The sequence below is a fragment of the Bacteroides caecigallinarum genome, assembly GCF_021530995.1.
Taxonomy (GTDB): Bacteria; Bacteroidota; Bacteroidia; order Bacteroidales; family Bacteroidaceae; genus Phocaeicola; species Phocaeicola faecigallinarum.
The window spans coordinates 1-5751 of record NZ_JADYTF010000159.1; the positions used below are offsets into that span (position 1 = coordinate 1).

Sequence of the window (5751 nt, forward strand, 5' to 3'; positions counted from 1 at the left end):
AGATAAGAAATATGGAAAACTATAATTCTAATCTTACATGTATCCGTAAGATTAAGGAACTTGTATCTGAAGAAGATTATCGTGCATTGTTTTATATGCTCTGTGATGCCTGTGCCAATAGCGATATAATTAATATAAGCCGTGAATTAGCCAGACTTTATCCTATTAAGGAAATGAATGAGAATATAAAACTCTTCAAGGAAGAGAAACATAAATTACAGCGTCTTGATCTTGTGGAAATGGTTACCATGAGCAGCCTTTTCGGAGAATACACGGTTTTACAATTGACTGATAAAGGCAAGCTTCTTTATTTTGAAGATGATGCAGAACTTTTTATTGAAAAAGTTGACAGGAAAGATCTTATTTTATCATCTGAGATAAAAGAAAAAAAACTCTTCTTTTCCGGTAGAGAAAGTGAACAACTTTCATTAGTTGGTGAAACCCTTTCAGAAGTTAATTATAAATCATTGGTTGACAGACTTGAATTAAAAGGATTACCCAAAGGAGTTTCCATACTGCTATATGGAAGTCCTGGAACAGGAAAAACTGAATCTGTCATGCAATGGGCACGGGAGACCGGTCGTGACATTATTCATGTAGATATAAGTGCTTCCAAAAGTATGTGGTATGGCGAAAGTGAAAAAATAGTGAAAGACATATTCAACCGTTACAGAAAATTATGTAAGCGTTCCAAGCTGAAGCCAATATTACTTTTCAATGAAGCCGATGCTATTTTTTCAAAACGTCGTGACATATCCTCTGGTAACAGCGTGGATCAGACAGAAAATACTATCCAGAACATCCTTCTTGAAGAAATGGAAAAACTTGAAGGAATCCTAATAGCCACTACCAATCTTTCCGATAATCTTGATAAGGCCTTTGAAAGAAGGTTCCTTTTCAAGATACATTTCAGCAAGCCGTCTGTAGAAGTGAAATGCAATATCTGGCTCAATAAAATGCCTGCACTGAATCATAATGATGCGATGCAGTTAGCTTTACTTTATGATTTCAGCGGTGGTGAGATTGATAATGTAGTACGCAAATATACTATGATGGAGATTATTGATGGTAAAACACCTTCTTTTGAAACCATTCAGAAGCTTTGTAATGAAGAAAAAATAAATCTGCCTTACAAAAAAATCGGTTTTGCCAGATATTAATATACTTCAGAACTTACCTGTAATTTAATATAGAATACGTATTTTTAAAAGATTAAACAATAAAATTATGGCAGCAAACAAATTTGGTCGGTATGTATGGCTAGTAGATTTAATCAGATGCCATCCATATATCACATTCAAGGAAATAAGTGACAAATGGGAAGACTGTGGATTGGGTGATGGCAAACCATTACCATGGAAGACATTTATGAATCATAAAGATGCAGTGCAGACAATCTTTGATATAATCATATCATGCGATGCCAAACGTAGATATGGATACTATATAGAAGATGCTGATTTATTAGAAGGAAATTCCTTTCGTTCATGGCTGATAGATTCTTATGCTACACTGAACCAGCTTCAGGCAGACAGAAAGTTGGAGAAACGCATCTCATTCGAGAAGATTCCTTCAGGAAATAAATATTTACAGATATTACTTCAGGCAATGCGTCAGAATTGTGTGGTAGAAATTACCCACCAGGGCTTTGGCAGGTCCCACGCAAGCACGTTTCAGGTAGAACCTTATCATCTTAAAGTTTATAACCGTCGTTGGTATCTAATAGGATGGTCGGTATATTCTGAGGAAATAAGGACATACGCACTTGACAGGATTCTCAATGTCAAAGTTATGGATACAACATTTAAACTTCCTGATTCATTTGATATAAATGAATATTTTGAAGGATGCGTAGGCATTATAGCTGACGGAGATATTGATATTGAGCGTGTGGTAATTAAGGCATACGGATGGGCAAGAAAATACCTGGCTACTTTACCTATACATGATTCTCAACGTGAAATTGCATCTGATGATGAATCTACTACATTCGAAATGACAGTCCGGCCTACATACGATTTCCTTCAAGCATTGCTGCAACAGACAGACCAGATAGAAGTTATCGAGCCACAATGGGTAAAGGATGAAATATGCAGGTTTGCAGAGAATATATTGTCTTATTATAAAAAATCAAATAATGACTGATAAATCAGATATAAATTTCATAGCAATAGACTTTGAAACGGCTACCTCCAAACGTGCTTCAATATGTGAGGTGGGAATCTGTGTTATACGACACGGAGAAATAGCAGAGACCCGTTCATGGCTGGTACGTCCGGAAGACAACCGTTATCAGTATTGGAACATAAAAGTACACGGTATCCGACCGCATGATACAGAAGATGCTCCTGATTTCCGTCAGGTATGGGAAGAGATAGAACGGACTTATCTGGATGAGTTCGATACTTTTGTAGCTCATAACGTACCTTTTGACAGAAGCTGCTTGCAGCATTCTGCTGAGCTCTACCGCATTCATCTACCTGAGCTGAAATGGATATGTTCTTTGCAGATGGCTCGGAAGATTTATTCCTTTGGATGTAATTCTTTGGATTATCTTTGTGAACAGCTGGGTATAGAGCAAAGGACGCACCATCGCGCCGGTGATGATGCGGAGATGTGTGCAAGATTGTATTTGAGAGAAATTAATGATATGGCCAATAATCAAAATAATAGGAAACTTTAATAGATATGACTATGAATCAAACATTTGAACGAAATGATTGCAGTGACAACAGGATTGATCTAAAAACTGTTACTGAACTTTGTGGAATGAATTTTTATATTCCTAATTACCAGCGAGGCTATCGTTGGACGAAACAGCAAGTCAAAGATTTGTTGAATGACATCAATGAGTTCAATGACAAGAATGGCTTTTATTGCTTACAGCCTTTGGTCGTAAAACAGCGTGAAAAGAATGTATTTAAAAAGATAAAAGAAGAAGCCAAGGATCTCAACGATGTCTATGATTATCTTAAAGGAACATGGGAAGTAATAGACGGGCAGCAAAGGTTGACCACTATTTTTATTCTAATGAGATGTTTGGGGATAACAGACATGCATTATACGTTGAAGTACGAAACAAGGAGCGGCAGTGAACAATATTTGAGTGGAAATTTGGAAATGAATGAGGAGAATATCGATTATTTTCATATTTCCAGTGCAAAACAGGTCATCAGTGAATGGCTAAAGGATAAAGATTGTTTCTCCATAAAAGACTTTAAGGAGAAGTTGTTTGAGAAAGTGAATTTTATATGGTATGAATCCGTTGATGAAGATCCAATCAAGGTCTTTACCCGACTGAATATAGGTAAAATATCACTTACAAATTCTGAACTTATCAAGGCTTTGTTCTTGAACCGATCAAATTTTGATATGAACGACAATGGGCATATAAAGCTACGCCAACAGGAAATCGCTTCGGAATGGGACAAGATTGAATATTCATTACAGAATGATGAGTTTTGGCTTTTCCTGCATGAGAAAGGTTATGACCGTCCTACTCGGATAGACTTTATATTTGATTTAATATGCAAAGCTAATGATTTGTGCTTAAATGACTATAAAGAAAAAATTGGAACAGATGAGTATAAAACATTCCGATATTTTTATGAATATTTCAAGTCGGATGGTTTATCAGTGGAAAACAGTGATTCAAAAGTTCTTAGGTGCTGGAAGATTGTGAAAAAGTATTATCAGACATTTGAAGAATGGTATAATGATTTGGAACTGTTTCACTACATCGGTTTCCTTATTGAATGTAATAAGAACAGTATCGAGAGTCTTATATCGGAATGGAATCGGCAAACCGATAAGAAATCATTCCTTCAGTATTTGAGAAACGAGGTCAGAAAGGTAATTGATACGTGTCCGTTGGATTCTAAATATAAAGAGGACGGCAGTGATAAGGTAAAATGTAAATCCGTTTTGTTGTTTCACAATATTCAAACTGTAATCAATCAGAACCGATCTCAGAGGCATAATGAAAAATATGAGTTGGGAACATTCTATAAATTCCCGTTCCATCTTTATAAATTGGAAAGCTGGGATGTAGAACACATCAACTCGAATACTACCAATCCGGAAAATGACGATGAATCTCAAAAAGAATGGTTATTAAACATTTATTTAAGTGTAAATGAGGAACTGCAAAAAAAGATACAGGAATATTTTGACTCATCAGATAATAAAAAAAATTTGTTTGAAGAAATAAAGAAAGAAGTTCCTTTTAGCGGTATAGAGTGGACTCAAGAAGAGAAAAATCGGATTTGGAACTATGCTTTGTTAGATTCTTCTACCAACCGAAGTTATGGTAACTCTATCTTTTCCGGAAAACGAAGAGTAATCATAGGAAAAGATAAAGGCAAGTTGATACCTGTTCCCAAACTTTCAAAAGAAGGCAAACTGATAATGACAAACGAACAGGACAGTTTTTCATCGTTTGTCCCGCCATGCACCAGACAGATATTTTTAAAGTATTACTCTGCAACCGCCGGAAACAATAATTATTGGACAAAAGAGGATGCGCAGAGTTATTTGAGCGATATAGAGTCTTGTATTAAAAAATTGGAGGAATAATTATGACAGGAAATAAGATAACATTTTGGAGTTTCATACAGAAAAACAAAATAGAGATTCCTATTATACAACGTGATTACGCACAGGGAAGATTAGGTAAAGAATACTTGCGCCAAGGTTTTCTAACGAATCTGAAAGAAGCCTTAGACGAAGAAGATGATGAGAAGGAATTAAAACTTGATTTTGTATATGGCTCTGTCGAAAACGGAAAACTGCAACCTTTGGACGGTCAGCAACGATTAACCACGTTGTGGCTATTACACTGGTACATAGCACTAAGATCAGGAAAGTTAGAAGAAGCCGGTTGTATTTTAAAGAACTTTACTTACGAAACAAGGGTCTCGTCTCGTGAGTTTTGTGAACATTTATGTGATGAAAGCAATTTTAGTTCTTTCATTTGTACAGATGGCAAGGATTCTGGTAGATGCTCTCAAATGAATATTGTTGACTTTATTATCGGTCAAACGTGGTTCTATTCTGCATGGAAACAAGATCCTACCATCCAGTCTATGCTGAGAATGTTGGGAGGAACAAAAATAAATAACAAAAAAGGTGAGGACATTATTGATGGTATAGAGGAATTGTTTAGCAATGCAAGTTTTGAAGAAATGGAATCCTATTGGCAGAAATTGACAAATAACTCTCCCATTGTTTTTTATTATTTGCCGTTGAAAGAATTTGGACTTTCAGATGACCTCTATATCAAGATGAATGCCCGTGGTAAGCAACTGACCATGTTTGAGAACTTTAAGGCTGATTTAATCGGGTTTATTCAGGGACAGGCAGAAAGTGAACAGGATAATAGTAAATGGAAAAGACTGTCAAATGAAGCCAATGGTATTGCAATAAAAATGGATACCACATGGACTGACATATTTTGGAGAAACAGATCTGAATCAAAGCGAATAGATGAAATATATTTTGCTTTCATAAACCGATATATATTGAACAGTCTGATCTTAGGATTAAATTCTGCGGATGTAGTTGAAGGAAACAAGAACTTTTGTCATTTGTATGGGAATAAAGGAAATGATACGGCACTCCAATATACAAGTTTTGAATTTTATAAGATTCCGTCATTAGAAGTGGCATTGGAGAAGTTACAAACAACATTGGAGAATTTTCATTCTTTTATCTCTGATAAAAAAGAAGAAGCTTTAAAAGATATTCAAAAGG

Annotated in this window: 5 protein-coding genes; all 5 read left to right on the forward strand. The window is 35.6% G+C overall.

Translation table 11 applies throughout. The features are described from left to right. A partial coding sequence (locus I6E24_RS15075) for an ATP-binding protein (protein ID WP_235329405.1) occupies positions 1 to 1160 on the forward strand: 1160 nt, incomplete at its 5' end. A 67-nt stretch (positions 1161 to 1227) separates the two neighbouring features. Beyond that, on the forward strand, positions 1228 to 2145 hold the full coding sequence (locus I6E24_RS15080; protein WP_154044207.1) for a helix-turn-helix transcriptional regulator: 918 nt from the start codon (positions 1228 to 1230) through the stop codon (positions 2143 to 2145). Continuing rightward, positions 2138 to 2683: a 3'-5' exonuclease gene (locus tag I6E24_RS15085; protein ID WP_138273745.1), complete on the forward strand. Its 546-nt coding sequence runs from the start codon at positions 2138 to 2140 to the stop codon at positions 2681 to 2683. Before I6E24_RS15080 ends, I6E24_RS15085 begins: the two co-directional genes overlap by 8 nt. 11 nt (positions 2684 to 2694) lie before the next feature. After that, positions 2695 to 4575 (forward strand): DUF262 domain-containing protein, encoded by a 1881-nt coding sequence (locus I6E24_RS15090; protein WP_154044208.1) that lies wholly within the window; start codon positions 2695 to 2697, stop codon positions 4573 to 4575. Between the two features lie 2 nt (positions 4576 to 4577). Continuing rightward, positions 4578 to 5751 (forward strand): DUF262 domain-containing protein (locus I6E24_RS15095; RefSeq protein ID WP_235329406.1); only part of this gene is annotated, 1174 nt, incomplete at its 3' end.

What these genes read in the sequence shown, in the direction of transcription:
- I6E24_RS15080 (WP_154044207.1), top strand. Translation starts at nt 1,228, where the DNA reads ATGGCAGCAAACAAATTTGGTCGGTATGTATGGCTAGTAGATTTAATC.
- I6E24_RS15085 (WP_138273745.1), top strand. Translation starts at nt 2,138, where the DNA reads ATGACTGATAAATCAGATATAAATTTCATAGCAATAGACTTTGAAACG.
- I6E24_RS15090 (WP_154044208.1), top strand. Translation starts at nt 2,695, where the DNA reads ATGAATCAAACATTTGAACGAAATGATTGCAGTGACAACAGGATTGAT.